At 60.1% G+C, this 26,033-nt stretch carries 23 protein-coding genes; 18 read left to right on the top strand and 5 right to left on the bottom strand.

Features of this window, described 5'->3' with window-relative positions; all coding sequences use genetic code 11:
• Positions 1-2: 2 nt before the first annotated feature.
• The 3 genes from bcsS to ACO06R_RS14630 form a co-directional block, all read right to left on the bottom strand.
• On the bottom strand, positions 3-761 hold the full coding sequence (gene bcsS / locus ACO06R_RS14640; RefSeq protein WP_421851412.1) for a cellulose biosynthesis protein BcsS: 759 nt from the start codon (positions 759-761) through the stop codon (positions 3-5).
• 163 nt (positions 762-924) lie between these two features.
• The gene (locus ACO06R_RS14635; RefSeq protein WP_421851410.1) at positions 925-1,887 is read right to left on the bottom strand and encodes a hypothetical protein; all 963 of its coding nucleotides are present in this window, start codon (positions 1,885-1,887) and stop codon (positions 925-927) included.
• A gap of 87 nt (positions 1,888-1,974) precedes the next feature.
• Positions 1,975-3,075 (bottom strand): glycosyltransferase, encoded by a 1,101-nt coding sequence (locus tag ACO06R_RS14630; protein WP_421851407.1) that lies wholly within the window; start codon positions 3,073-3,075, stop codon positions 1,975-1,977.
• 99 nt (positions 3,076-3,174) lie between these two features.
• Here ACO06R_RS14630 and ACO06R_RS14625 point away from each other — a divergent pair, with 99 nt between their 5' ends.
• Positions 3,175-4,950: a DUF2194 domain-containing protein gene (locus ACO06R_RS14625; protein ID WP_421851404.1), complete on the top strand. Its 1,776-nt coding sequence runs from the start codon at positions 3,175-3,177 to the stop codon at positions 4,948-4,950.
• Between the two features lie 363 nt (positions 4,951-5,313).
• On the opposite strand, the gene ACO06R_RS14620 is transcribed toward ACO06R_RS14625, so the two are convergent.
• Positions 5,314-6,519: an MFS transporter gene (locus tag ACO06R_RS14620; RefSeq protein WP_421851401.1), complete on the bottom strand. Its 1,206-nt coding sequence runs from the start codon at positions 6,517-6,519 to the stop codon at positions 5,314-5,316.
• A 182-nt stretch (positions 6,520-6,701) separates the two neighbouring features.
• Between ACO06R_RS14620 and ACO06R_RS14615 the strand changes: the two genes are divergently transcribed.
• The 10 genes from ACO06R_RS14615 (at position 6,702) to ACO06R_RS14570 (ending at position 17,549) form a co-directional block, all read left to right on the top strand.
• Entirely contained in the window at positions 6,702-7,739 is a 1,038-nt protein-coding gene (locus ACO06R_RS14615) for a ketopantoate reductase family protein (protein WP_421851398.1), read from the top strand.
• 169 nt (positions 7,740-7,908) lie between these two features.
• Positions 7,909-9,027 (top strand): oxidoreductase, encoded by a 1,119-nt coding sequence (locus ACO06R_RS14610; RefSeq protein ID WP_421851396.1) that lies wholly within the window; start codon positions 7,909-7,911, stop codon positions 9,025-9,027.
• A gap of 611 nt (positions 9,028-9,638) precedes the next feature.
• Positions 9,639-11,246: an ABC transporter substrate-binding protein gene (locus tag ACO06R_RS14605; RefSeq protein WP_421851394.1), complete on the top strand. Its 1,608-nt coding sequence runs from the start codon at positions 9,639-9,641 to the stop codon at positions 11,244-11,246.
• A 72-nt stretch (positions 11,247-11,318) separates the two neighbouring features.
• Positions 11,319-12,107 (top strand): SDR family NAD(P)-dependent oxidoreductase, encoded by a 789-nt coding sequence (locus tag ACO06R_RS14600; RefSeq protein ID WP_421851391.1) that lies wholly within the window; start codon positions 11,319-11,321, stop codon positions 12,105-12,107.
• A gap of 11 nt (positions 12,108-12,118) precedes the next feature.
• On the top strand, positions 12,119-12,853 hold the full coding sequence (locus ACO06R_RS14595) for an SDR family NAD(P)-dependent oxidoreductase (RefSeq protein ID WP_421851388.1): 735 nt from the start codon (positions 12,119-12,121) through the stop codon (positions 12,851-12,853).
• Positions 12,854-12,863: 10 nt separating this feature from the next.
• Positions 12,864-13,550, top strand: a complete 687-nt coding sequence (locus tag ACO06R_RS14590; protein ID WP_421851385.1) for a flavin reductase family protein — start codon at positions 12,864-12,866, stop codon at positions 13,548-13,550.
• Positions 13,551-13,676: 126 nt separating this feature from the next.
• Complete coding sequence (locus ACO06R_RS14585; protein WP_421851382.1) at positions 13,677-14,888, top strand: cytochrome P450; 1,212 nt, start codon at positions 13,677-13,679, stop codon at positions 14,886-14,888.
• 10 nt (positions 14,889-14,898) lie between these two features.
• The gene (locus ACO06R_RS14580) at positions 14,899-15,219 is read left to right on the top strand and encodes a 2Fe-2S iron-sulfur cluster-binding protein (RefSeq protein ID WP_421851379.1); all 321 of its coding nucleotides are present in this window, start codon (positions 14,899-14,901) and stop codon (positions 15,217-15,219) included.
• A gap of 15 nt (positions 15,220-15,234) precedes the next feature.
• On the top strand, positions 15,235-16,383 hold the full coding sequence (locus tag ACO06R_RS14575) for a C45 family autoproteolytic acyltransferase/hydolase (protein ID WP_421851376.1): 1,149 nt from the start codon (positions 15,235-15,237) through the stop codon (positions 16,381-16,383).
• A gap of 260 nt (positions 16,384-16,643) precedes the next feature.
• The gene (locus ACO06R_RS14570; RefSeq protein WP_421851373.1) at positions 16,644-17,549 is read left to right on the top strand and encodes a LysR substrate-binding domain-containing protein; all 906 of its coding nucleotides are present in this window, start codon (positions 16,644-16,646) and stop codon (positions 17,547-17,549) included.
• 18 nt (positions 17,550-17,567) lie between these two features.
• Here the strand turns inward: ACO06R_RS14570 and ACO06R_RS14565 are convergent, their stop codons facing one another.
• Complete coding sequence (locus tag ACO06R_RS14565; RefSeq protein ID WP_421851371.1) at positions 17,568-18,959, bottom strand: MmgE/PrpD family protein; 1,392 nt, start codon at positions 18,957-18,959, stop codon at positions 17,568-17,570.
• A 197-nt stretch (positions 18,960-19,156) separates the two neighbouring features.
• On the opposite strand from ACO06R_RS14565, the gene ACO06R_RS14560 reads away from it, so the two are divergent.
• From ACO06R_RS14560 to ACO06R_RS14530, 7 genes are all read left to right on the top strand, one after another.
• Positions 19,157-20,098: an ABC transporter permease gene (locus ACO06R_RS14560; protein WP_421851368.1), complete on the top strand. Its 942-nt coding sequence runs from the start codon at positions 19,157-19,159 to the stop codon at positions 20,096-20,098.
• Positions 20,098-21,036 carry an ABC transporter permease gene (locus ACO06R_RS14555; protein WP_421851365.1) on the top strand — a complete coding sequence of 313 codons (939 nt, stop codon included), beginning with the start codon at positions 20,098-20,100 and terminating at the stop codon, positions 21,034-21,036. Before ACO06R_RS14560 ends, ACO06R_RS14555 begins: the two co-directional genes overlap by 1 nt.
• Positions 21,036-22,022: an ABC transporter ATP-binding protein gene (locus tag ACO06R_RS14550; RefSeq protein WP_421851362.1), complete on the top strand. Its 987-nt coding sequence runs from the start codon at positions 21,036-21,038 to the stop codon at positions 22,020-22,022. Before ACO06R_RS14555 ends, ACO06R_RS14550 begins: the two co-directional genes overlap by 1 nt.
• A 1-nt stretch (position 22,023) precedes the next feature.
• On the top strand, positions 22,024-23,049 hold the full coding sequence (locus ACO06R_RS14545; RefSeq protein ID WP_421859425.1) for an ABC transporter ATP-binding protein: 1,026 nt from the start codon (positions 22,024-22,026) through the stop codon (positions 23,047-23,049).
• Between the two features lie 15 nt (positions 23,050-23,064).
• Positions 23,065-23,910, top strand: a complete 846-nt coding sequence (locus ACO06R_RS14540; protein ID WP_421851359.1) for a polysaccharide deacetylase family protein — start codon at positions 23,065-23,067, stop codon at positions 23,908-23,910.
• Positions 23,907-24,689 carry a polysaccharide deacetylase family protein gene (locus ACO06R_RS14535; protein WP_421851356.1) on the top strand — a complete coding sequence of 261 codons (783 nt, stop codon included), beginning with the start codon at positions 23,907-23,909 and terminating at the stop codon, positions 24,687-24,689. Before ACO06R_RS14540 ends, ACO06R_RS14535 begins: the two co-directional genes overlap by 4 nt.
• Before the next feature lie 175 nt (positions 24,690-24,864).
• On the top strand, positions 24,865-26,031 hold the full coding sequence (locus tag ACO06R_RS14530; RefSeq protein ID WP_421851353.1) for an acyl-CoA dehydrogenase family protein: 1,167 nt from the start codon (positions 24,865-24,867) through the stop codon (positions 26,029-26,031).
• Positions 26,032-26,033 lie beyond the last annotated feature (2 nt).

The following is a 26,033-nucleotide window of genomic DNA, read 5'->3' as shown; positions in this document are numbered from 1 at the left end:
GCTTATCGTATCGGAAACGGAACGGAGAAGCCGACAGTACCGTAAACACCGTCGCTCAGGCTCGGTTCTGATTCCTGCTGGTATCCGGCTCCAATTGTCATCGATAGCTTGCCGATCGGAATGTTTCCGACAAAGGCCCCATAGCGCTTGGTGTCACCTGAATCTTCGCTGTCGAGATAGGTGAATTCTGCGCCGTAGGTAAACGTCGATGTCTTGTAGCCGGTTTTGACGTGCGCATATCGCTGTTCGAACGCGGTCGACAGGGAGCCATAGCTTTGCGCATAGAATGCATTGGATCTCGTGGTTTCAAACGAGTACTGGAAAAGCGCGCCGATTTCGCTTCCGTCGGTCGGGCCGCCTCCCGGCGATTCGTTGTTGTTGACGAAGTGAACGCCGGCTTGCAGTGACACATAATAATCGGGTGCCGCCCAAAGGTAACCTGCGGCGAGCGACCCATACGCAGCATCGGTTCTCGAGGTGTTCCCGTCAACCCAGCCGCCGCCCAGGTAACCCGAGACGATCCAACCGGATTGCCCTAAATCACCGTCAAGGGCTGTCGTGAAACCGGCACCGATACCACCGCTGGTCTGATCATTTTGGTTGTTGGCGAGATCTCCTCCCCAGTAGATCACCGTGCCGACGGGGTTGTACTCCGATTGGTCACCCTGAACGATGTCCCCCGAGAATGCGGTCCCTGAGGCAAGCGGAACAGCCAAAGCGACAAGCCCGAACCGGAACCAGCTTCGTGTCATTTTCTGCATCGACCTTACTGCGGGCGTCGCCCGCACCCCATTTTGGTTCCGTTGTCGGGACATGTCTAAAAGACGCGTCCCTGCTGTTCGATTCTGCTCACCTGCGTGTCGCCGGAAAGAGTGTGATCCATCCACATCGCCGGAACTATTGATTAACCGGCAAAATACCTAACTAATAGGCAAGTCGTAACGGCGGGCCGACCTTCCCGTCATCCGCCCCTTCCGAAGAATCCTCTCCCAGATCGCCCGAAGGCACTTCATCGAATACGTCGCTTTCCAAGCCGGAACGCGGCAGTGACGCTAGAAACAGTTCCGAATCGCCAAAATAAAGCCGCAACCCGCCAACGGCTCGGAAATGGTTGCGCGCGCCGAATGCGTTTTCACCAAGGGTTGTCAACCCGCTGATCGCCTCGATGCCCGGCGTGAACGTGAAACGGTCGGTTTTGTCATTGGGCAAGCTGGCATGTGCAAGGGTAGCCGAACCGACACCAATCAGCGCGGCTGCGGCGGTCAACGCCCTCACTGCACTTTTCAGCAATCCGGTTCCGGTTCTTCCGGCGACCGCTGACAGGTCGTCGACGGGCGTATAGGTCCCGGCGGGCACGGAACTGACTGCCCGTACCGAAAGCACGGCTCTCGACAAACAGTCATCGCTTTCGTTGGCGATTGCAGTGCGGACTGGTACCAACAGCGCGTCGACATATTCGTCGTCAGTCACTCCGGCGCTTTTGACAAACAACAGCGCCGATTCATCCGCCTGCCAAAGTACGGACGTGAAAGCCTGACGTTGGGATTTGTCCATCGAAAGAACAAGGCGGAGAAGCCGTGACGCGCGATCGAACACACCCGTTGGATCGAGCAAAATCGTCCGGCTCTGGAAGCGGCGCACGAAACTTTCGAGGCTCTTGGGTGCGTTGAGCGCCTTCTTCGTGTGCCGGACTACCCGGACATCCAAGGCCGGATCAACCGTCACAGCCGCTGAACGAAGGTAGCATTCTTGGTCGGAATTCAGCAATCCCTGCGCCGCATGGATCGTCAGGAGTTTGCCTCCGCGACCATCGTCATCCAATCCTGCAAGAAAGAACAATCCGCATCGTTCATCCTGCAGCTTCTCAGCGAGTTCCGCACGTTTCATGGACGCCCCCGGTAGATTCGCAGCGAAAATAACGCCGCCCCGCGACGTAATACAGAACATTGACGCAGAGAAAGCAAGCGGTGCCCGCTATATGTACTTCTCTCTCAACAGGAGGAGCGTTTCTCGCCGTTTTGCGTTGCGTTTGGACATTGCCCGCCTGAGTGCTGTTTCCCAGAACGGTTTCCAATCGCGCGAGGTTTTCGTCCAAGACCATTCAAGCGCCCTCGATCGGCTCTCCGCGATGATGGCGCGCCGCAGTTCCAGATTGCGGTGGAGTTCCGACGCCGCGTCAGCGAAACGGTCGGGCTGTGGATCGCGGATGATGAAGCGCTGTTGCAAGTCGCCAAACACTTCCGGAACGATCCCAACATCCGTGGATATCACAGGAACGCCGCTCGCCATCGCCTCCAGAACGGGGTTGGGCGTGCCTTCCATTGCCGATGTGCAAACGAAAAGATCCAACTGCGCATAGAAGTCCGGCATCTCATCGAACGGGATGCGATTTACATGGGGGTCGGCGATCCGTTCCTCGACCTCAATCCCCCGCTTTCGCAGGATATCGGACATGGGCTTGAAGATGCGGTCAAAACCCTTCACGTCAAAACCGAGCTTGTCGCGGCCCCATTGGCTGTTACCTGCCCAGCCGATCTTGAATGTACCGTGATTCTCCTGCGGCCTGCCGGAGGGCGAGAAGCGGTCGATGTCCACACCGTCGGGTATCACCATGTCGGGCTCCGGCAGACCGTCAATCCCGTTATAGACCTGCATCAGTTTGTTCGACGAGACGGAGTAGCCGTCGGTCAGCGCAAATCCGGTGCGCCGTGAAAGCAGCTCTTCAGGTTCAGAAAACAGGTGATCGTAGACTGAGGTCGTGAAGGCGCAGCTGTTTATCCCGCGCACGAGGCTCTCAAAGCTGATACCGAGGCGGTTGGCGGCCTCGCGCACCGTGTGCGGATGGAAGAGAAAGAACAGGTCCTCGCGCCAGAAAAGGTGGCACAGGTCGACATTGGTGCGAAGCACCGTCTCGAAGAAGACATGCGGCTCGTCGACGAAATCCTTGGCATAGAGGCGGTCGATGCGAACGCCGTCGATGCTTCTCGAAATGTTGATTGCAATGTTGTCGAAGGACCAGGACGGCCTGTCCGGGCACAGCAACACATGGAGCGGCCTTTGTAGACTGTCCTGCAATTTCCCCACCTGCCGCAAGGTCTCGCCTTGCACGAGACTTGTGCTAGACCCCTGAACGGCAACGACTTACCGCCAAGCTGACGGGGAATGCAATCCACTATGTTGATCGACAGGTTTCTTGGTTGGCTTACGGGGCGGAGATCAACTTCGAACGGTAGCCGAAAGCAGAAGTTTCTTGTCATCTGCCACGGCGGCGATGCGCAGGGAATGCGTGTATTGACGAACATCTGCGTATGCCTGGAGCACTGCAAGGTCTCCTATGTGGTGCTTGATCTGGCACTAGGCAGCGCCTGGCCGGAACTGAACGGGTTCAGCTCGGTTGTTCTGTCGACTGATCGAATTGGCGGCCTTGACGGGGGTAAGTCGCTTGAGCTTCAGGAGTTCTGCAATGCCGGTGGGGGCCTCGCGGTTGTCCATCGGGCCTGGTCGCCGGAAATTGCGGAACTGATCGGGCTTGGTGCCGCGGACACGGCGCCCGCTTTGGTCGAGGCCAAGGGATTTCATTGCCACGCAGAGGTGATCCCTCTCGCTACCGGCCTGTATTTCAATAACGAGGCCTGGATCCATGGTCGCTATGACATCGACGCTGGCGCGCTTTCGGCCGATTGCGAGATCCTGGTCAGCGATACCCAAGGATACCCGCTCTGCTGGAAGCGCGAGGTAGGTGGCACGCGCGTGGTGTTTTGGAACACCAACCTTCTGCAATCGCGGCGAATGCGCGGGTTCCTCGTTCAAACCATCTTCGACACGGTGGAAATCGGGGTGCGTGCACTGGCCGGGTTCGCCATGCTGCATATCGACGATTACCCGCCATCAGAATCGATCGCGCGCCAGGAGCCAGCCGTCACCGAGTATGGCCTTTCAGCGAACGACTTCATCCGTGACGTGTGGCTGGTGGACATGCTCGATCTGCGCGCGCGGTACGGACTCAAGTACTCGTGGTACATGATTGCAGATTATGCGGATCCTGACGGCGTGGATTTCGAGGTCGACAGCGCGCTACAGGAATCCCGGTTTGCCGACAGGATAAACGAGCTTTCGCGCGTTCCTTCCGACGACGAGATCGGGTTCCATGGCTACAACCATACGCCGATGCTGGAGCGGTACTGGCCGGACCCGGCGGCGACGCGCAAGAAGCTCGAACGCGCGCGGAGCCTTTGGAGCGCTGCCGCAGAGTTGCCCTTGCCTGTGTCTTGGGTGCCGGCGAGCAACTGGTACAACGCTGCCCAGATTAGAGAAGTGGCGCGGGTTTTCCCGGAGATCTCGGCCGTGTGCAGCAGCTACACCTCCGGAAGTCTGCTGCTGGGCCAGTTCCGAGAGTTCGGAACTGAAGCATGGGAACCCTCGATGCTCTGCTTGCCTCGCGAGACCTACGGCCATGTGCAGGACGCGATCACGCGGCTGGCGATGGCCTCCCAAGTCGCGTCATTGGGAATCTGGACACACTTTCTGCATCCGGACGATATCTTCGACCGTCCGGGTGATGGCGGCGAAGGATCGCGCAACCCACTGGCGCAGAACTGGAAGAGACCAAATGCGGACAACCAGCCCGGCTTGTACCAGTCCTTCGAATGCTGGATCGATGAAGTGACAAGGGCGTATCCATGGCTGGATTTCCTGACCACGTCAGAAGCCACCGAAACCTATCGCAAGCATGCAGCGCGGAAGATGGATGTGGAAACCACGGGTGACGGAGTTCGCATTTCGACGTCCTCTCCAGGGTTGTTCTACGTCAACAGCAGCAAGCAGGTGACGCTGTCCGCCGAAGCCCCATGTGAGATCGTCAGTCAGACAGAGACCGCATCAGGCATGCTTAGCGCGGTACAGTGTCTGCCGGGCATCAACCGCATAGAAGTGATACAGCGCCGGAGCTGAAGCTCACCCGGCTTTCTGCAACTTGGCGCTTGAAGCGGACAGGGACTTGGAAAGCCGGGCGGCTGCCGGAGATGCTCATCGGCATTTGCGGAAACGGTCGGGCTTGCCAAGTGCCAAGGCCGAAGTTCCACGATTCGATCGGTCCATGCGGACACGCGAATAAGCGAAGCGCCAGGTGTTCGAGGATATGCGGCCGGGCTTCAGGAATTGCAAAGACGCCGAAAGGTCAAACCAGAATGCTCGATCGATGACGACGTTAGGATGGCCCATATAGTTTTCCGGTTTGGAGCGCAGGATCTCCAGTTTTCCGGCCGATTGGCGTAATTGGGCGTTGTTGAGGGCTGTCGCGGTGACGCGCGTTCGTCAGGCCCCGGATCGCGTGCGCCCAAGCAACACCAGCGAGGTCAGGATCACGCCGATCACGCCGCTTGTTTCCATGGCGGCCGCCAGCCCGAACCATTCCGCGACAATGCCGAGACCAAGCGCGCCGAGTGCCGCCGACCCAATGCCGGTTGTCAGCCAGATGCCCCCGATCCGTCCGCGAATGCGATCATCGACCGATAGGTTGATGGCGGTGACAATCGATACCGCGGTTACAGACGAGCACAATCCCAGTACAAAGACCGCCACAGCGGTGAGCGCCCAGATCGTGCTGCTTCCGACCGCGATAACGGCGGCCATGCCGAGATAACTGCAGATAAGCGCGACCGGCGGTAATCCGTGCGTCTGGCGATGGCTGAACATGACGCGCTGGAAGCCGCCAATCAGCGCGCCGGCGCCCGCGCATGATGCCAGCACCGCCAATCCCTCGGCGCCCCGATCGAAGCCGGCACCCGCGACTACCGGCAGGATTTCCATCACGGCGCGTGCCAGCATCCCGAACACTGCGCTTAACAAAAGCGCCTGCCGGATCAGCGCGTTCTCGCGCGCAAGTGTCACGCCCTCCATGATCGAGGAGAAGATGCTCTGGCGCGGCCCGTCCATTCCTTCGCGGCAGCGCGGATTAAGCAGGGCAAGGACCACGAAGTTGGGCAGAAACAGCGCCACTTGCAGCGCGAGTGCGCCGCCAATTCCAAGCGTGCTGATGGCTAGCCCACCGAGCGCCGGCCCGGTCACGCGCGCCATGTTCAGATTGACCGAACTGAGCGCCATGACCGAACTCAGGTGCCGCAGGTCGGCCAGCAACGGCGCGGTGGCCATGCGCATAGGATTGAAGGCCGCGCTGATCGTGCCGACCATGAACGCAATCGCACAGATTGCGAAGGAGGTCAGGAGACCGTTCGACCAGGTTGCAAGCAGCGCCAGCGAGGAGATCAGGAACAGGATCTGCAGGATGCGGCATGCACGGATTAGATCGACGCGGTCGGTCATCGCTCCGAACAGGACGCTCAGGCATAGAGTCGGGATAAAGCCGATGAAGGAGACGAGGCCCACCAGCGATGGCGATCCGCTCACATGCCAGGCAACCCAGCCGAGCGTCATCCGCTGCATCCAGATGCCGTTCAGGGTGAAGATATTTCCGATGAAGAACAGCCGGAAACCGGGCTGCGCGAGTGCCGAACCAGCCATTGAGCCTTGGTAGCGTGCCGGTTGCAGGCGCGTCACCCGACCATATGTCGATACGGAATGTCTATTTGGCATTGCCCGTTTGGGCAGCAAACCCGTTCCTCATGATCATGTGAGCACTTGGAAATTGATCCAGCCCCAGAGCTTGAGAGACAACTGCGTAGCAGGATGGAAAGGGACAACCAATGACCGAGCCTATTGTTGTCTGGGGCGCGGGCGCGATCGGCGGCACGATCGGCGCTTATCTCGCGCGTGCCGGGCACGATGTCCTGATGGTTGACGTCGTTGAGGACCATGTCGAGCAGATGCAGGCCAGCGGCATCGGGATCGAAGGCCCCGTCAATGCGTTTACGGTTCCGGTGCGCGCGACGACGCCGGACGTACTGGAAGGCCGTTTCGCCCGGATCCTGCTTGCCGTCAAATCCCAGCACACGCCGGCCGCGCTTGCGGCGCTGACCCCGCATCTGGCGGACAATGGCTACGTGGTTTCGGTTCAAAACGGACTTAACGAGAACCTGATCGCCGACGCTGTCGGCGCGGAACGGACCATCGGCAGCTTCATCAATTTCGGCGCCGACTTTATCGGGCCGGGCAGGATCCTCTATGGCGGGCGCGGCGCGTTCGTGCTGGGCGAGATTGACGGCCGGATCACCGCGCGCATCCGCAGCCTTCAGGGCCTGCTCAGCACCTTTGAACCGGATGTGCAGGTATCCGACAACGTCTTCGGATATCTTTGGGCCAAGCTCGCCTTCACCGCGGTGCTGATCGCCCAGACCATATCCAACGAACCGACGGAGGAGTTCCTTGACAATCCGCGCTGGCGGCCACTGATCTACCGGATGGTCCACGAGGTGGCCGCGGTGGCCAGCGCGGACGGCGTGTCGCTCATGTCGTTTCAAGCCTTTGATCCGTCCGAGTTCCTGACCGGCGACGAAGGGCGCATGAAGGCCGCGATTGACGGTTATGCCGAGTCGCGCCGCGGGTCGCAGAAGCTCTACAGCGGCATCTGGCGCGACATCATGGTGCGAAAGAGGCCGACCGAGGTGTCCAACCATGGCGAACCGGTCATCCGCGCTGCGCGGCGAAACGGGGTCGATGTCGGCACCTATGGGCGGTCGTTGCAGATGATCCGCGATGTCGAGGCTGGCAGGAAAATGCTGGGCGAGGAGCTTGCGGAGGAGCTTCTCTTTACTGCGCGCGCCTCCGGCAAACAGGCAAAGTGAGCCGCCGACTTGCTTGATCGATCCTAGCGTAATGATAATGGCATCTCTTGCGCAAAACTCATTGCGTCATGAAGACCAAGCTGTTGATCGCCAACCGCTTACCGCTAGCGTGTCAGCCAGTAAAAAACCATGGGCCGCCCGGCCTGACGCTTCTCGACATGGACCTGCAATGACCGAATTGTTTTCCCCGTTCTCCCTGAGGGGTACAACCTATTCGAACCGCATCGCCGTCTCGCCCATGGCTCAGTACAAGGGCGAAAACGGGGCCGCGACGCGATGGCACGACCAACATCTCGGCTCGTTCGCTGTTTCGGGACCCGGTCTCGTCATAATGGAAAGCACCTCGGTTGAACGCGAAGGGTGGGGGTCCAATGTCTGTCTCGCCCTGCATTCGGACCGGCATGAAGCAGCGATCCGGCAGGTGCTGGAAAACATCCGATCCTACTCCGACACGCCATTTGGCATTCAGTTCGGTCATTCGGGGCGCAAGGGTTCTGGAAAGACACCGTCCGATGGGCGCGGACCTTTGCTGCCGCAGGATGGCGGCTGGCCGGTCTGGGCTCCGTCCGCGATCCCGTTTTCGCCGTCCTATCCGGTGCCGGAAGCGCTTGATTGTGCCGGGCTTACGCGGGTCCGGGAAGCCTACCGCCAGGCGGGCGAGCGGGCGGCGCGCCTCGGTCTGTCGCTGGTCGAGCTGCATGGTGCGCATGGTTACCTGCTGCACACATTCCTGTCGCCGCTCTCCAACCAGCGGACCGACGACTATGGCGGGTCGACGGCGAAGCGCGCGGCCTTTGTGGCCGAGATTGTCGCGCTGGTGCGCGCGGAACTGTCGGATGACATGATGCTGGGCATTCGCCTCAACGCGCATGATTTTGCCGATGGCGGCATGACATTCGACGACACTTTGGAGACGGCGCGCATTCTGAAGGAGGCAGGGCTCGACTATGTCTGTGTTTCGGCCGGGGCGATCACGTCAGAAGCAAAGATTCAGTCGGCGCCCGGTTACCTTGTGCCCTATGCGAGCGACATAAAGAAGAAGACCGGACTAGCGGCCTTCGTGACCGGCATGATCCTCGAAGCTCATCAGGCCGAAGAAGTTATAGCGGGTGGTCACGCTGACATGCTGGAGATCGCCCGCGGCTTTCTCGACGACCCGCGTTGGGTGTGGCATGCGGCCGAGGCGCTCGGCGAGCCGCTCGATATCCCGATGCAGTACTGGATGGCGAAGCCTGAAAGATGGCCCGGCGCGCAGATCCTCAGGGGCAGCAAGGAAGCGGCAGAGTAAGCTGTTTCCGAACGGATTGAACCTGCGGAAAGGCTCCTGCGGCATGTCGGGAGCCTGCGATGGTGCGGAAGGGTCCTCCGGCTGTGGCTCAGCGCTCATGGCGGTTGCCGCCGGACGCGACAATCTGGTCGAAGGCACTCGCCGTTGGCGCATCGTGGGGCACTTCGCATTCATACCTCACGGTTAAACAAAAGTCATCGGCCCGGCTGCCTTCTACGCCGAGTGACCTCAGTTCCGATCACATTTCACACAAACTGATTTGTCTGTCCTGTACTCAGAAAACACTAGGAAAACAGGTCGTTACGGTGCTCGAGTGAAAGTCTCGACGCGTCAGTTGACGTGTTTTCTCAATAGGACGGTTTCGCTATCCGTTGGTACGGGGAGCGCCTGCGGACGACCTGGCTCATGAGAAAACGTAATCCTGCTGTGATCGCAGTGAAGTGGAAGACTGACGAACCGCTTTGTAGTTTTTTCTTAACGGCACACAGGCCCTGTTCAGTTCGCGTCTCTGCCGGGGATGGGGAGGCTCATTGCTAGACGTGTTCGTTTTATCCAGGTGGCCTCGAAGAGAGGCGGCAAAGCCTGGCGGAACCAATATGGAGTCAATTTCGATGCTCAAACATCTTCTAAATGGACGGCGCAAACTGATCACGGCCGGGCTTGCCCTGACCACGTCCGTGGTCCCATTCTCGATGGCTTCCGCCGAAGAGGTTCTCAAGGCGGTTCTGTCTGCGCGGCTGGGCGTCCTTGATCCGATCGCCACCACGTCGTACGCGACCAGAACCTTCGCATACATGGTTTATGACACGCTGATCTCGATGGATGCAGACGGTAACTTCCATCCGCAGATGGCTGAGGGCTGGACTGTCTCGGATGACGGTCTGACCTACGATTTCACGCTGCGTGACGGCCTCAAGTTCTCCGACGGCGCCGATGTGACTGCGGAAGATGTTGTCGCATCGATCAAACGTTGGGGTGAGCGCGACAGTTTCGGCAAGCGCATGATGGCCAAGACCAAGGATGTTTCGGTCACCGGCGAAAAGTCCTTCCGGATCGCCCTGAGCGAGCCGTTCGGTCACGTGATCGAGGCGCTTGGCAAGCCGTCGAGCAATGTGCCGGTCATCATGCCGGCCCGCATCGCGTCGGTCACGCCCGCCAAGGAAGCGGTGACCGAAATCATCGGCTCCGGTCCGTTTGTCTTCGTCTCGGAGGACTGGTCGCCGGGCGATATCGCGGTATTCGAGAAGAGCCCGACCTACGTGCCGCGCGACGAGCCGACAAATGGCCTGTCCGGCGGCAAGGTGGTCAATTTCGACCGGGTCGAGTTTCTCACGATCCCGGATGCTGCAACGCAGATCGCGGCGCTGCAGGCAGGCGAGATCGACTATATTCAGTCGACCGCGCATGACTTCGTGCCCATCCTCGAGGCCGATCCCAATGTGAATGTCCTACACTTCGGCGGTATCGACCAGACGCTCCTGTCGGTGGTGGTCAATCATCTGACACCGCCTTTCGACAACAAGAAGATCCGTCAGGCGCTGCAGGCACTGGCCATGACCGAGCAATACATGGCCGGTCTGGGCCTCGGTGAGGCGCAGTGGACCAAGGACTGCTTCTCGTTCTTCATGTGCGATACCACTTATGGCAACGACGCCGGTGTGGCGGATCTGCCGAAACGCGGCATCGAAAGCGCGAAGAAGCTGCTGACGGAAGCCGGATACAATGGCGAACTCGTGCGGATCCTGCTCGCGTCTTCGGTCAATGACATCAACCAGGCTGGCCAGGTGCTTGAGGGGCTGATGAAGCAGGCGGGCTTCAACGTGGAAGTGCAGGCGGCCGACTGGCCGACCGTCGCCAAGGCGCGATGGAGCAAGGAGCCGGTCGAAAACGGCGGCTGGAGCCTGATGCCGGTCACATGGTCCGGCTATGACATGGTGTCGCCGTTCACGAACTACCGGATCGCGAACAACTGCACCGATGGATATGCCGGCTGGGCCTGCGTCGACAAGATCACCGATCTGATCGCTGCGTTCGAAGCTGAAAGCGATGTCGCGAAACGGCAAGAGATCATGAAGCAGATCCAGGCGCTTGCGCACGACAATGTCCAATTCCTCGTGCTTGGCCAGTACTCGCGCTCGGAATCCTCCCGCAAGGAGATTACCGGCTGGCCGAAGACCGGTTTGCCGATCTTCTGGGGCGCCAAACGTACCGGAGGCTGAACCTCCGCATTCTACCCCTACTTTCCGCGGAGGCAATCAGCCTCCGCGCATTTTTTTTGAAAGGAGGCAGAAATGAGTGACAGTCGCCGAACAGCATTGGTTATCGCCTCTGCGCAGGGCATCGGATTGGCGACCTGCAAACGAATGGCAAGAGACGGTTACGCGCTTTGCATGGTGGACATGAATGAGGAAAAGCTCGCCGCCGCCGCTGAAGAACTGCGCCAAGACGGGGCTGAAGTTGTGGCCCGGGCCGGAAATGCGCTGGAACAGAGCGACATCGCATCAGCGGTCAAGATGGCGATGGACGCCTATGGCCGGATCGATGCGATGGCTTGTGTGGCCGGAGGTGCAGGCGGCATTCCGATGCACCAGATCGATGACATTTCGCAGGATCACTGGGAAAAGGTGGTCAACCTCAATCTGAGCAGCACCTATATCGCCTGCCACCATGTGGTTCCGATCATGCGAAAACAGCGGCACGGGCGCATAGTCTGCCTGTCTTCGACCGTCGCCAAGGGGCGTTTCGGCCCGGTCGGCACCATGGGCGCGAGGCTGCCATACGCGACGGCTAAGGCCGGCATTCTCGGTTTCGTCAAGCAGTTGGCCAAGGATGTCGGCCGCGACGGGATCACCGTGAACGCGGTTTTGCCCTGGCTGACATTTGGCGGGCCGGGTACCAAGATCGTCGAGGCCTTCAACAGTCTTGATGACGAGTACCAGACGCGCACAATGTCGCTGTCGCCGCAGGGGAGGGCAGTGACAGCCGACGGCGTTGCCGCCGTAATTAACTTCCTTCTCTCGCAGGAAGCCGAGTTCGTATCCGGCGTGGCACTGCCCGTCGACGGCGCCTATCTCAACTGAGGAGTGTGGATTTGAGCCTGGAAGGCAGAAAAATCCTCGTCACCGGTTCGAGTTCCGGGATTGGGCAAGCGACCACCGAGTTGTTGCTCGGCGAAGGCGCCCGTGTAGTCGGCCTGGACCGGCAGGACCCGGCAGTTGATGGCGGAGCATTCACGCACCAGTCGGCGGACGTGACCGATTTCGCAGCTGTCGAAAAGGCGGTTCAGGCCGCAGAACGCGAGATGCGGGGACTGGATGGCGTGGTAAACGCCGCCGGCGTGAGCCTGCGTGCTTCCATAGAAGACACCTCGCCCGACGACTGGGCGCGGATTATGGGCATCAACCTGACCGGCCCCTTTAACGTCTGCAAGGCGTCGGCGCCATTCCTCAAGGCGGCGGACCGGGCAACCATCGTCAACGTGGCTTCGGGCGCGGCATTTCGCCCGTCATTCGATTTCTCGGCATATTGTGCGTCCAAGGGCGGCCTGTTGATGTTCACGCGTGCGTTGGCGTTCGACTTTGCCAAGGACAAGGTGCGGGTAAATGCGGTGTGTCCGGGCGTCGTCGATACCGCGATGATCGAACGAGCCATTTCGATATCGCCGGATCCGGGAGAAGCCGCTGCGCGTTTCAACTCGGTCAGCGCGATGAACCGTATGGCGACACCCCGGGAGATCGCTGAGGTGATCGTGTTTCTGACTTCGGATCGCTCGTCCTATGTGACGGGCTCAGCCTACAGCGTCGATGGTGGCGGGGCGTATTACTGACGGGTGCAGCATGACCAAATCCGTGGACTTTCGGCATGTCGACGCAAAAACGCGCTACAAGCTCCTTGTCGGATCGGTTGTACCGCGCCCGATTGCCCTAGTGACCAGCTGCGATAGCGCGGGCCGCGTCAATGCCGCTCCATTCAGCTTCTTCAACGCGATGTGCAACGATCCGCCGGCGGTCGCGGTCGGCGTCAACTACGACCCGGAACTGCGCATAAAGGATACTGCGGCCAACATCGCCGAGACGGAAGAGTTCTGCGTCAACCTGGTGGACGAGGGTCTGGCGCCGCTGATGAACATCTGCGAGGTCGAGTTTCCCCGCGGCGTGAGCGAAGCGGAGATGGCAGGGCTGAACCTTGAGCCGGGCGATTCGACAGCCGCGCCGATAATCGCTGAAGCGCCGATCGCCATGGAGTGCCGGTTGATACAAACAGTCACTCTGAAACCAGGACGCAACATCATCATCGGCGAGGTTCTTTGCATGCATTTTCGCGACGATCTTCTGGATGGTGAACATCACTACGTGTTGGCCGAAAAGGCTGGGCTGATCGCCCGGATGCATGGCGGTGGAACCTATGCCCGCACCACGGACCTATTTGAGATGCCGCGCCTTACGCCGGAAGAAAAAAAGGCGCGGTTCGATGTCAAAGCGCGCGCTCGTCAGGATATGGGACCGGGCATTGGTCGGAAGTGACCGCAATGCACAAGCTCAGGAGTTTTCCGAAGTAGGAGCCTCGTTCTGGCTTGGTATGCTGACTCAAGCGGCTGCGCCTGGCGGGAGGCCGGAGTCCGGCTCCGCCAATTCGACATGGAGGAAGGTATGACGGTCCACCCAGCACCGGACGGGGCGATATCGAGCAGCTTCAATCCCTACACGCCGGAACTGCGTCTTGATCCGTTTCCTGCTTATGCCGAAATGCGGAAACTGGGCCCGATTGTTTGGCTTGAAGAGCTTGGTGCCTGGGGCGTGTTCCAAGATGCATATTGCCGAGAGATCTTGGGCGATGCGGAGCGATTTGGCAGTGCGGGCGGCGGCGACCTGGCCAATTACTACCGCGAGAAACCCTGGCGCGAGCCCAGCGTCGTCTTCGAGGTCGATCCGCCCGACCACACCCGCACGCGCCGCGTTCTGAGCCGCATCCTGTCGCCCAAGGCGGTTCGCGAACTGGACGCGGTCATTCGGGCAGAGGCGAAATCGGCCATTGCCGCCATTGTCGCCAAAGGCAGTTTCGATGCCGTCGGCGAACTCACTAAGCCCTTTGCCATGAAGATCGTTCCGGACGCGGTCGGATTGGCGCCCGAGGGGCGGGAGAACCTGCTCATCTATAACAAATATCTGGTCAAGGGCCGAAGCTATGGCCGACACGATCCCTGGTCCGAAGAGGAACTGCAGGAAGCGCGCCGCGTGACGAAATGGGTCGAGAAAACCTGCCGCGGCGACAGCGTCAGCGCCAACGGTTTCGGCGCTCAGATCTATGAGGCTCACGACCGTGGCGAGATCAGTGAGCACGAAGCCAACATGTTGATCCGTTCATTTCTCTCGGCTGGGACCGATACAACTTTCGGGACAATCGCCAACGCGATTTACTTCCTGCTCCAAAACCCCGACCAGATGGCGCTGCTGAAAGCCAATCCCGACATGGCGCGCGCAGCCTACGACGAGGGCACGCGCTTCCGTTCAACGGCCCTGCAGGTTGCGCGGGATGCCAGATCCGAGATGGACTTTCATGGCACCAAGCTCGGCCTGCACGACAAGATCATGGTCTACACGGGCTCTGCCAACCGCGATCCGGAACGCTGGGAGGAGCCCGACGCCTACCGTATCGAGCGCGATGTGGCCGGGCATCTGGGATTCGGCGCCGGCATCCACGGCTGTGTTGGCCAAATGATCGCCCGAGCGGAAGCGATGCACCTGATCCGTGAGCTGATCGAGCAGACCGAGACCATCGAACTGCGCGACCGGCCGGTGGAGTGGACGTCCAGGGGCAGGGCCGTTTCGGTGTTGCCGGTGACCGTTACCGCGAAACGCTGAGGACCGCGCGATGCCAAAGGTCACATTTGTTCATCCCGATGGTTGCCGCGAAACGGTCGAAGGCGACAGCGGCGTCTCGATCATGCAACTGGCGACAAGCAAGCGGATAGGTGGGATTATCGGCGAGTGCGGCGGCGCGGCCATGTGCACGACCTGCCATGTCTTCGTCGATCCGGCGCATGTCGAAAGCACGGGAAACCCGAACGAGATCGAAGACGAGATGCTTGAGGTTACTGCGACCGAACGTCAAACGACCAGCCGGCTTGGGTGCCAAATCGTGCTGACCGACCAGATGGATGGTCTGGTCCTGCATCTGCCCGAGACACAATAACAGGAACGAAGCGACATGAACTACACGTGCCCATTGATCGAAATCTCGGGAAAACCACATGCGCGCGGTGTCCAGTACGGCAAGGTGGCTCGCCCGCAAATCGAACGGGGCGTCAGGCACTATGTCGGCCAGCTGGAAAAACTCGGTTTCGGGCGACACAAGATCCATGAGACCGTGCGGGCTTACCTGCCGGTGATGGAGGCTTATGACATTGATTGTGTCGACGAGATGCGCGGGATCGCGGAAGGCGCGGAGTTGCCGCTAGAAGATATCGCGTTCCTCAACGCACGAACAGAGGTGGTGAAGCTGGGCCAGAACCCGCAGCTTCGCGAGAAGGCCGGTCTTGCAGGGCTTTCGGATGAATGCACCAGCGCGCTCGCGTTGCCGGCGGCCACGCGCGATGGCACGGTCATCCAGGGACAGAACTGGGACTGGAAGTTGGAATGCGCGGAATCCACGGTCGTGCTCAAGATCCGTCGCGATGACGGCCCCGATGTCCTGACATTCACCGAAGCGGGCGGGCTCGCGCGGTCCGGCATGAACTCGGCGGGTATCGCGATTACCTCAAATTACCTGGATTGCGAACGCGACTACCGGGAGTTGGGGATACCGCTGCTGCTCACACGCAGAAAGATGCTCGAAGCAACCCATCTGCCGCTGGTGACCCAGATCGTCTACGGAACTAAACGGTCGGGATCAAACAACATCATGGCCAGCCACTGCGGCGGCGTAGGCTACAACCTGGAATGCGCGCCCGATGAGGTGTTTGCGATTTTTGATGACGACGGGCTGATCACTCACGCCAATCATTGGAACGCCCCGGCGGCAAAGGCGAAACTGCGCGACCTCGGAATTGCCAACACGCCGGATACTCTTCTCAGAGACTGCCGGGTCAACCAGATTCTGAGCGCGGAACGTGGATCGATCACCCGCGAGACTTTCAAGAAGGCCTTCCTGGATGACTACCAGCATCCATATAGCGTCTGCCGGCCGCCGCGCGAATCGACCACGATGGCGGCGAGCGCCACGGTCGCTTCCATCATCATGGAACCGGAATTGGGTATCATGGAACTGGCCATCCTGCCGGCGCTGAACCCTGAATACACGACCTACACGCTCGAGATGTCGCACGTCGCGCAGACGAAGGCGGCCGCCGCTGAGTAAACCTCCGGTAGCGACAATCTGCGGCCTGCTGCGCGGAGGCGGGCCCGGACAAAAACGGGAATCCGAGCAGTACAAAAGGTAATGATCGGTTTACACCTGCCGCTGTGACACAGTACAGTGTTTGCTGCAGGAAGGTGCAAGGTGTTCCTTTTGCGAATACCCCATTTTCCAATGGGGAGTTGAACAGGTCTGCGACAACCGGATAACTGACGGTCACAGTCGGCGACCACCGCGATGCTCCGCATCGGAGTAAGGAGAGCATGTCCAAAAAGACGACCTTGCCACCGCTGAATCCCTTGCACGTTTTCGAAGTGGCAAGCCGGCTAGAGAGCTTCACCAAGGCAGCACGTGAACTGAATGTCACGCAATCCGCGGTCAGCCGCCAGATCGCGACACTTGAGGCGAGCCTCAATGTCATGCTGTTCAACAGGGGCAAGGACGGCATTTCCCTGTCGACTTCGGGAGAGTACTACCGACGCGAAATCAGCCAGGCATTCGCCCGTATCCAAAACGCCACCAATGAACTGCGGGACAAGAAACAGTCCGATCCCGTCAGACTGCGGGTTTACAGCACTTTTGCGTCGCGTTGGCTCATCCCACGGCTGTCGAAGTTCAAGAAGAAGTATCCGGAAATCGACCTGCAAATGAACACGGCAACCAAGCCAGTGGATTTCATGCGTGAAGGCACCGACATCGCGATCCAGTTTGGAGAAGGGGAGTGGGCCGGCAGCAAGTCGAAACTGATCTTCCAAGACGAGATCGAACCGGTGTGCAGCCCCGAGTTCCTTGACCAGCATCGTGGGAAGGAACTGCTACAATTGTTGCAAGCGTCGCCGTTGATCCAGGCGCGCCTGCGCACCCGCGATTGGTGCGACTGGCTGGAAGCCGTCGATGTCGACAGCATCAAGTGCAAGTACATGGAGTTTCCCAGCTCACTGCTGGCCTATCAGGCGGCGGCGTCGGGACTTGGTGTCGCAATGGGACAGAAACAGTTGGTGAAGTCGGACGTTGACGAAGGGCGCCTGATGTATCTGTTCAACCGTCCGGTGAAGCGGTCGATGGGATACTATGCGATCTGGCCCGAGACGTTGACGCTGAACACCAAAATGCGCGCATTCCTGAACTGGCTGATCAACGAGGCAAAGAGCGACACCAAGGCCGGATGATGTCGGCCGGACAGAGGTTTACAATCTGCTCAGAATGAATTCGAGGTCTGTCTGCCTTTCCAACTGCCAAAGAGCGTTCAGCAAATCCCTTGCCGATTTGGGCTGCAGGCATCCGGTCGTAAGTTCCATGAACTTGTCCGACAATTGGTCATCGGAAAGTGGCAGGTCGGGGTCGCCGACCCTATGCGGCTGGAAGCGGTGCAATTCGGTCCCGTTGTTCAGCGTGATCCAAATGTTTGCCGCGCGCTGGGTCGGAAACAGCCGGTCGACTTCAGGGTCCAGCTCGACGGTGATGCGGGGCATCATGTCTCGCACGACGGGATCGTTCAGCCGCGCCCCCGAATAGGCATCTAGCCTGATGCTGCCATGCACAAGCCCGCTGGCGACGATGAAGGGGAGGCAGAACTTGGCGCTGCCTGGCGTGTCGGCAATCTGGTTGCCTGTGACATCGACCGTCGCCGAATAACCGCCAACCCGGATGCTTGCGATGTCCATTGCGGCAAACCCGTGCTCGTCCTGCAGGGCCAGCGCGCCGTCAAGGGCTGCGAAGGTGTGGCCGCAGCATCCGTGATTCTTTACGGTCGTTCGCAGGATGTTGAACTGGTCCGGATTTACCAGTGCGGCGTTCCAATCGACGTCCTTCGACATGGCGGCGCCGAAGCCGGTATCACCCTCGAACATATCGCTCGCCGCCACTACACCGTTCTGTGCAAGCGCGGTGGCGACGAAACCGCTATCCGCCGCGTGGCCGGCATGGAGCGGCTTGATTTCCGAGTTGCCGCGGAAAGCATTCTGCAGTCCGGCCGCCATGGTTGTCGAGGTTGCCAGCGCTTCGGCGGTTTCCGAAGGCGTCAGCTCGAACAGAAACGCGACTGCGGCGGTCGCGCCGACCGAGCCGATCGTGCCAGTGTTGTGCCAGTATCGATAATGCGCGGGTCCCATCGCGGCGCCGACCCGGGTGGACGCCTCGTAACCGGCGATAACCGCATTGATCAGGTCGCGGCCGGTCTTGTTCAGCCCCATGGCCGCAGCCAGCGCGGCCGCGATTGTCGGGCTGCCGGGATGGTAGATTGCCGGCGCGAATATGTCGTCGAACTCGACGACATGGGATGCCAGCCCGTTGATCAGCGCCGCCGTCCGCATCGGTGCCCGCCGTCCGCTGAGCGTACGGGCGTTTCCGTGTCCCAATTCGTCCAGCAGCCCCCGCTCCAGTGCCCGCGCCGGCTTGGTCGCCGCACCCGGCAACGCGGCTGAGAACCAGTCGATCACGCATCGTTTGGCCGCATGCACGACGCTGTCGGGCTGTCTGCAAAACGATTGCTCTGTGACGATCCGGGCGAGGCGCGCAGCCACCGTTTCGGCGCTGTTGGTGCTCGCAGACGGATCGACGGCGCTCACGCTAACATTCAACTCGTTTCTCCTTGCGGAACAATATGGGGCGCATTCCACTTTATCAGGCCCCATCCGGAAATGGGTGTTCCGAAAATGAATGCCCAAATGCGCATTCAGCAATTGATGCGTGTTGCGAATTGAGCCTCTATTGGTGCTGGAAAATGCCTGTACCTTCCGCCGAGGGGGCGGGAGCAAAAACGCCGCAGCGGTAAGAAATGCTCCTCTACATAGTCAAGAGAATACTGGCGACCATCCCGGTCATGGTGTTTGTCGCACTGTTCGTTTTCGGGCTGCTCTATCTGGCCCCGGGCGATCCGGCCGAAATGATCGCCGGAGACAATGCCACGCCTGAGCACATTGCGGATGTGCGCGAGACACTCGGGCTGGACCAGCCGGTCTATCAGCGGTTCGGTATCTGGATCGTCCGGGTGGCGCAGGGCGATCTCGGCAATTCGGTGTTCACCGGCAAGTCGGTGTCGGGCCTTATCCTGCAACGATTGGAACCGACGCTCTCGCTTATGGCGCTGACGCTGGTCATCGCGATTTGCACCGCGATACCGGTCGGTGTGCTTGCCGCCAGCAGGGCCGGGTCGTGGCTGGACCGCACCCTGATGGGTGTCGCAGTCCTCGGGTTTTCCGTCCCCGTCTTCGCGACCTCCTATCTGCTGGCCTACATATTCTCGATCAAGCTCAGGTGGCTGCCGGTCCAGGGCTATGCGCCGCTGGCCGATGGCGTATTGCCCTGGCTGTCGCATCTGCTGCTGCCGGCGTTGGCATTGGGCAGCGTCTACATGGCGCTGATTGCGCGCATCACCCGCACATCGATGCTTGAAGTCCTGCACCAGGACTACATCCGAACGGCGCGCGCCAAGGGGCAGTCACGCACCATCATTCTCTTTGTTCATGCCCTGAAAAACGCGTCGGTTTCCATTCTCACGGTTATCGGGCTCGGCATAGCGCTGATGATCGGCGGTGCGGTCGTTACCGAGAGCGTTTTCGCCCTGCCCGGGATCGGGCGGCTGACCGTCGACGCGATCCTGCAGCGCGATTACCCGGTCATTCAGGGCGTGGTGCTGTTTTTCAGCTTTATCTACGTCCTGATCAATCTGGTGGTCGACCTCGCCTACACGCTCATTGACCCGAGGATCAAATACTGATGCCACCACAGGTTTCCAACCTCGGAGACAAAGAAGCCGAGCCCGGCAAGCCGGACCTGCTTGTCGCTCCTGACCTGCCACCGGTGTTTCCCGGATTCGAACCACGCAGTGGCTTCTGGGCCTTGATACGGGCCAACAAGGCCGTGGCGTTCGGGGTGGTCGTTTTTGTCTTCATGTCGCTGGCTGCCTTGTTCGCGCCGTTGATCGTGTCGGCAGACCCGTTTGCGATCTCGCCACTCTCGCGCCTGAAACCGATCAGCTACGAACATCCATTCGGCACCGACATGCTCGGTCGGGATCTGTTTGCGCGGGTCTTCCATGGCGCGCGCGTGTCGCTCACCGTGGGGCTCGCGGTTGCGTTCTTCTCGGCTGTTATTGGCCTCGCGGTCGGGTTGATCTCGGGATATGTACGCTGGCTAGACGGGTTCATCATGCGGACCATGGATGGCCTGATGTCCATCCCCGGCATTTTGCTGGCTATTGCGCTAATGGCGCTTTCGGGTGGCTCGATCCAAAACGTGATCCTGGCCATTACCGTCGTCGAAATACCGCGGGTCGCAAGGCTGATACGTGGCGTCGTTCTCAGCCTGCGCGAGCAGACCTATGTTGAAGCCGCAATCGCCGCCGGATCGTCGTCCTTTACGGTAATCGTGCGCCATATCCTGCCCAACACGCTGGCGCCTTTGACGGTGCAGGCGACCTATGTCTGTGCTGCCGCAATGCTGCTTGAATCCATCTTGTCCTTCATCGGTGCCGGTATCCCGCCCAGCGTTCCGTCATGGGGCAACATCATGGCCGATGGTCGGTCGCTGTGGCAGCTCAAGCCGTCCATGATCTTCATTCCGGCGACGGCGCTATCGATCACGATCCTTGCAATCAACCTCATCGGTGACGGGTTGCGCGACAATCTGGATCCCCGCATGGCAAGGAGGTTCTGATGTCGGAGGTTCTACGTATCGAAGACCTGCAGGTCCACTTCAGAACGCCGCGTGGCGTCAACCGGGCCGTCGAAGGACTATCGCTTCATGTCGACGAAGCCGAGACGCTGGCCATCGTCGGCGAGAGCGGCTCCGGCAAATCCGTCGCCTCCATGTCTATCCTCAAACTGCTCGATCCGGGCATTGCCGGGATGCGCGGTTCGATCAGGTTCCAGGGGCGCGAGCTGACCGGCTTGACCGAGGAGGAGATGCGCGACATTCGCGGCAATGCAATCAGCATGGTCTTCCAGGAGCCGATGACCGCGCTGAACCCGGTCATGACCGTGGGACGGCAGATTGCCGAAGCGCTGACGCTGCACCGGGACATGTCGGCGCGCGAGGCGACCGAAAAAGCCAAGGAAATGTTGGAATTGGTGGGAATTCCCGAACCGGAATCGCGGGTGATGGAGTACCCGCACCAATTGTCCGGCGGGATGCGGCAGCGCGTGATGATCGCTATGGCGCTGGCCTGCGAACCCCGTCTGCTGATTGCGGACGAACCGACGACGGCGCTTGATGTGACCATTCAGGCCCAAATCCTCGACCTGATGAAATCTCTCAGGGATCGCATTGGCGCGTCGATCATCATCGTCACGCACGATCTGGGCGTGGTCGCCGAAGTCGCCGATCGGGTGGTCGTCATGTATGCCGGGCACAAGATCGAAGAAGCGGACGTAAGGTCGCTGTTCCGTGCGCCGCACCATCCCTACACGGTTGGCTTGCTCTCGGCGATGCCGAAGCTTGGCACCTCCAAGACTGAGAAAAACTGGCGTTTGTCGGAAATCCCCGGACAGGTACCAAGTACGGTTGGCAAATTGAACGGCTGCGTCTTTGCCGGCCGCTGCCACAAGGCGCGAGATGAATGCCACCAGCACAAGCCCGCGTTGCGCGACACCGGTGAGGGGAGGCTGTTTGCGTGTCACTTCCCGGAGAACATGGAGCTTTGATATGACCCAGCCGATCCTGGAAGTGAGCGGGTTGCAGAAACATTTCGAACTCGGCGGAGGCTGGCTTAGCCTCGGCAAGAAGCGGGTGGTTGACGCCGTCTCGGGCGTTTCGTTCTCGATCGCACCGGGAGAGACGTTGGCCGTGGTCGGCGAATCCGGTTGCGGAAAATCAACAGTCGGGCGCTGCATCCTGCGGTTGGAGACACCCAGCGGCGGCGAGGTGCTACTGGATGGCGGGCGCATCGACAATTTGCCTCAGAGCAAACTGCGGGAATTGCGAAAGAAGATTCAGGTGGTGTTCCAGGACCCCTTCAGCAGCCTCAATCCGAGACTTAAGATCAGGGATGTGCTTTGCGAACCGCTGCGCAATTTCGGCATTGCTACGGGCAGAGCCGACATGGATGCCCGCGTGTCCGAATTGCTGGCAATGGTCGGTCTACCCGCTGACTCGGCTGATCGCTGGCCGCATGAATTCAGCGGCGGCCAGAGGCAGCGCATCGGCATTGCGCGGGCGCTCGCGGCCGAACCGGAACTGATCATATGCGATGAAGCCGTCTCGGCGCTGGATGTCTCGGTGAAGGCGCAGATCGTGAATCTGCTGAAAGACTTGCAGGAACAGACCGGGGTTTCGCTGCTGTTCATTTCCCACGATCTTGCGATCGTGGAGAACATCGCCCACCGCATTGCCGTAATGTATCTCGGGCAGATCGTGGAAGTCGCGCCCCGCCGCGAGATGCTTGCCAATCCGCGGCACCCTTATAGCCGAGCACTGATGTCCGCCGTCCCCATTCCCGATCCGGAAAAGACCAAGAACCGGATCATCCTGCAGGGCGATTTGCCCAGCCCCGTAGCGCCTCCCGCGGGGTGCAGGTTCAACACCCGTTGTCCGCATGCGCATGATCCATGCTTTTCAAAGCGGCCGGCCATGATGGGACTCGGCGAGGATCACCTTGCGGCTTGCCACCTCAACGCGCTGCCGGACGACGAGAATCCGCTTACGCGCGCGGTCGAGACAGTCGGCAGATAGAGGAGAGCCAACGACATGACTTTACCTTGGCCGGAAGGCGCGCACTGTCTTGTCAACATCACCATCGACTATGATGGCCTGTCGAATGAAACAGGAAAGAATCTGTTACCGGTGGGCCGTCACTCGCATGGACGCTATTCGGCCAAGCGCGGCGTGCCGCGGTTTCTCGAGATTTTCGACAAGCACGACATCACGGTCACGTTCTATGTGCCGGGCTACGATGCCGAATGTTTCCCGGAATCGGTTTTGTCGATCGCCGAAGCCGGGCACGAGATTGGCGCGCATGGCTATCTGCACGAGAGCTTCGATCTGGGCGATGAGGAACCGTTCTATCTCCGGAAAAGCCACCAGATCCTGACCGACCTCCTTGGCAAGGCCCCGATTGGCTGGCGCAATCCGGGCGGCGGCAAGTCTGACCAGACACTCAGGGTATTGCGCGAGCTGGGCTATATCTACGATTCAAGCGAAAAAGGATCGGACTGGCCCTATTTCCCCGTACTGGCCGGCGAGCAGCTGACGGATTTCGTCAACCTGCCGGACAATGTGTCCAGTCTTGATGACGCGCCGTTTTATCGCGAAAGCTTCACGCCGCCTTCGGAAGTGCTCGAGCAGTGGAAGCAGGAGTTCCTGATGGCCTATCAGGAGGGCGCCTATTTCGACCTGATCCTGCATCCGCGCATGGGCTTCGGGTCGGGTGGACCGGCGCGGGCCAAGGTGCTGGATGACCTGATCGCCTACATCAAGTCTTTTCCCGGTGTGCTTTTCCAGCGGCAGGAGGAAACCGCACACTGGTGTTTACAGAACCCGGATGCCTGGCCTTCGCGCCGCAATCCCAGAACGCGAGCCGAGGTCCAGGCATGAACAACTCAGCCGAACCGGCGACCGCAGGCATCGTGGCGCTGACGGTCAATCTGCATGGCACCTCGGTCGAGTTGCGTCAGACCACAGCCGAAGGGCTGGTCGGACGGTATAGCTCGGGCAACTACCTGCCCAATGGCGTGGACCGGTTGTTGCAGCTGTTTTCCGACCGCGCGATCAAGGCGACATTCTTCGTGCCCGGCCTGGAAGCCGAGATGAACCCGGGCCTAGTCCGCGAAATCCAGTCGGCGGGGCACGAGATCGCGGCCAATGGCTATGCGCTGGAAAACCATGCAGAGCTAGGCGACGGGGAGCTTGACGTATTGAAGCGCGCGCATGGCGCGCTTGGCGCGTGCACGGGCGTTGCGCCGACCGGATGGCGCGCGCCGGATGGCTGGTTGTCGGCGCGCACACTGAGTCTTCTGGCTGAACTCGGTTATCGCTATGACAGCAGCTTCCAGGACGATGATTTCCCGTATCGGCTGGATGCTGATGTCGGCGCGGGGATGGTCGAGGTGCCGCAGAACCCGGTTCTGATCGACCAGACGCTCTTTGCCGTGAAGCAGCCAGACCGGCGCGTGCTGAAGAACTGGACCGAGGAGTATAACGGACTGAAGAGCGTCAATGCCTTTGCATGTATGACCCTTCATCCGAGGCAGGATTACGGTGTCGGGCGGCCGCCGCGCATGCGGATCCTGGATGAATTCCTCACGCACACCCAATACGGCCCGAAACCTGCCGTGTTCCGCACCTGTGCGGATGTGATGGCGCTGGTGTCGTGAGGGGCAATGGCAATCTACCCCGTGGAAACGGCAGAGCCGTCGAGCAAGCGGTTCCGGCTGCGGCAGACACTGCGTCAGGCATAATCATTTGTCATCTCTGCCCGACCTTTAGAAGCTTCTTGCCCCTCTGACGATCGCCTAAACTCAAACCAATCGAGATCAACAAGGCTCCGCAATGAACTTTGAACTGACCGAAGAGCAGCGAATCTTCTTCGATACGGTGAAGAAATTCGCGCAGCGCGAACTGTCCGTCGGAGCGCTGCAGCGTGCGCACTCGGATACTTACCCTTGGGATGTCGCGGAAAAGTTCTCTGAAATGGGTCTCCTTGGGATCACGATTCCGGTCGAGAAGGGCGGGGTTGGCGGTTCCCTGATGGATGCCGTGTTGGCAATTCAAGCGGTGGCTTCAGTCTGCCCACGGAGTGCGGACGTGGTGCAGGCGGGCAATTTCGGCCCGCTTCGGACTTTTGCCGAGTATGCAACGCCGGAGCAACGAGAGCGCTTCCTACCGGCCATCCTCGCAGGCAAGACGGTCATGTCGGTCGGCATGTCCGAACCGGAGGCGGGATCGGCGGTGACCGAACTGAAAACAATGGCGGTCAAGGACGGTGATCATTACGTGATCAACGGGACGAAGGTCTTCGGCACGCACAGCTCCGAGGCCGACGTGTTCCTCGTCTATGTGCGCTACGGTCCGGGTACGGATGGCATCGGATCGGTCCTGGTCGAGAAGGGGACGCCCGGCTTCACCGTTGGCAAGTCGTCTGCTTTCATGAGCGGCGAATGCTGGTCGCAACTGTACTTTGAGGATTGCCGGATTCCGGCGGCCAACGTGCTGCTTGGCCCCGGCGGTTTCAAGAAGCAGATTTCCGGGTTCAACGTGGAACGGTTGGGCAACGCATCGCGCGCGGTCGCGGTCGGGCGCTATGCCTTCGAGTTGGCGCGGGAGCACGCCGATTCCCGGCGGCAGTTCGGACGCAATCTGTGCGAGTTCCAGGGACTGCAGTGGAAATTCGCCGACATGGCGGTCAGGCTGGAGGCGGCGCAACTGATGCTGATGCGTGCTGTCGTTAACGCGGAGACCGGCCTGCCTTCGGCGCAGGATACCGCCATGGCTAAGCTCATATGCAATGAAGCGGGCTTCTTTGCCGCCAATGAATCGATGCAGATCCTCGGTGGTCTCGGTTTCAGCGAGGAGAGCCTCGCCCAGTATTGCGTACGACGCACTCGTGGCTGGATGATCGCTGGCGGATCGACAGAGATCCTTAAAAACCGCATCGCTGAGGGCGTGTTCGATCGCCGTTTTTCGCAGCGCCCTTTATTGGCGGTGGCCGCGCAGTAAGG

The organism is Oricola sp. (genome assembly GCF_965230365.1).
Classification (GTDB): domain Bacteria; phylum Pseudomonadota; class Alphaproteobacteria; order Rhizobiales; family Rhizobiaceae; genus Oricola.
Note: the sequence above shows the minus strand (reverse complement) of the source record. Positions and strands in the feature narration are given on the sequence as shown.

What these genes read in the sequence shown, in the direction of transcription:
- ACO06R_RS14560 (WP_421851368.1), top strand. Translation starts at nt 19,157, where the DNA reads ATGCTCCTCTACATAGTCAAGAGAATACTGGCGACCATCCCGGTCATG.
- ACO06R_RS14605 (WP_421851394.1), top strand. Translation starts at nt 9,639, where the DNA reads ATGCTCAAACATCTTCTAAATGGACGGCGCAAACTGATCACGGCCGGG.
- ACO06R_RS14535 (WP_421851356.1), top strand. Translation starts at nt 23,907, where the DNA reads ATGAACAACTCAGCCGAACCGGCGACCGCAGGCATCGTGGCGCTGACG.
- ACO06R_RS14620 (WP_421851401.1), bottom strand. Translation starts at nt 6,519, where the DNA reads ATGGCTGGTTCGGCACTCGCGCAGCCCGGTTTCCGGCTGTTCTTCATC.
- ACO06R_RS14610 (WP_421851396.1), top strand. Translation starts at nt 7,909, where the DNA reads ATGACCGAATTGTTTTCCCCGTTCTCCCTGAGGGGTACAACCTATTCG.
- ACO06R_RS14580 (WP_421851379.1), top strand. Translation starts at nt 14,899, where the DNA reads ATGCCAAAGGTCACATTTGTTCATCCCGATGGTTGCCGCGAAACGGTC.
- ACO06R_RS14635 (WP_421851410.1), bottom strand. Translation starts at nt 1,887, where the DNA reads ATGAAACGTGCGGAACTCGCTGAGAAGCTGCAGGATGAACGATGCGGA.
- ACO06R_RS14555 (WP_421851365.1), top strand. Translation starts at nt 20,098, where the DNA reads ATGCCACCACAGGTTTCCAACCTCGGAGACAAAGAAGCCGAGCCCGGC.
- ACO06R_RS14600 (WP_421851391.1), top strand. Translation starts at nt 11,319, where the DNA reads ATGAGTGACAGTCGCCGAACAGCATTGGTTATCGCCTCTGCGCAGGGC.
- ACO06R_RS14530 (WP_421851353.1), top strand. Translation starts at nt 24,865, where the DNA reads ATGAACTTTGAACTGACCGAAGAGCAGCGAATCTTCTTCGATACGGTG.
- bcsS (WP_421851412.1), bottom strand. Translation starts at nt 761, where the DNA reads ATGCAGAAAATGACACGAAGCTGGTTCCGGTTCGGGCTTGTCGCTTTG.
- ACO06R_RS14575 (WP_421851376.1), top strand. Translation starts at nt 15,235, where the DNA reads ATGAACTACACGTGCCCATTGATCGAAATCTCGGGAAAACCACATGCG.
- ACO06R_RS14540 (WP_421851359.1), top strand. Translation starts at nt 23,065, where the DNA reads ATGACTTTACCTTGGCCGGAAGGCGCGCACTGTCTTGTCAACATCACC.
- ACO06R_RS14570 (WP_421851373.1), top strand. Translation starts at nt 16,644, where the DNA reads ATGTCCAAAAAGACGACCTTGCCACCGCTGAATCCCTTGCACGTTTTC.
- ACO06R_RS14615 (WP_421851398.1), top strand. Translation starts at nt 6,702, where the DNA reads ATGACCGAGCCTATTGTTGTCTGGGGCGCGGGCGCGATCGGCGGCACG.
- ACO06R_RS14550 (WP_421851362.1), top strand. Translation starts at nt 21,036, where the DNA reads ATGTCGGAGGTTCTACGTATCGAAGACCTGCAGGTCCACTTCAGAACG.
- ACO06R_RS14585 (WP_421851382.1), top strand. Translation starts at nt 13,677, where the DNA reads ATGACGGTCCACCCAGCACCGGACGGGGCGATATCGAGCAGCTTCAAT.
- ACO06R_RS14545 (WP_421859425.1), top strand. Translation starts at nt 22,024, where the DNA reads ATGACCCAGCCGATCCTGGAAGTGAGCGGGTTGCAGAAACATTTCGAA.
- ACO06R_RS14590 (WP_421851385.1), top strand. Translation starts at nt 12,864, where the DNA reads ATGACCAAATCCGTGGACTTTCGGCATGTCGACGCAAAAACGCGCTAC.
- ACO06R_RS14625 (WP_421851404.1), top strand. Translation starts at nt 3,175, where the DNA reads ATGTTGATCGACAGGTTTCTTGGTTGGCTTACGGGGCGGAGATCAACT.